Genomic DNA, 289 nt, shown 5'->3' with positions numbered 1-289 from the left:
CAGCCACCCACCGGTCGATGGCGCGAAGTCTGGTCGGCTCGGCCATCGCAAGGAGCTTGGGGTTGCAGGCGAAACCGAAAATGAAGTCCACGTTCGACATGCTGTCGATCAGGCCCATTAATTCAGGTCCGCTAAAGTGTCCATCGCCACGTACAAGAATATGCGTATCGGGGAAGTGGTGGCGAATCCGCTTCAGAACGCGCCGCATGATCATCGCGTTCTCTTCGCCAAATGGTCGCCTTCCGGGCCGCAGTACCGCCGCGATCAAGCCGCCCGACTGGCCGTCGAA

At 59.9% G+C, this 289-nt stretch carries 1 protein-coding gene; it reads right to left on the bottom strand.

Annotated elements, in window-relative coordinates; all coding sequences use genetic code 11:
* Positions 1 to 289 (bottom strand): transposase (locus tag F2P45_RS35130; protein WP_187367271.1); only part of this gene is annotated, 289 nt, incomplete at both ends.

The organism is Massilia mucilaginosa (assembly GCF_011682145.1).
In the GTDB taxonomy this organism is placed as follows: domain Bacteria; phylum Pseudomonadota; class Gammaproteobacteria; order Burkholderiales; family Burkholderiaceae_D; genus Telluria_A; species Telluria_A mucilaginosa.
This window is presented reverse-complemented; position numbering and strand designations above follow the sequence as displayed.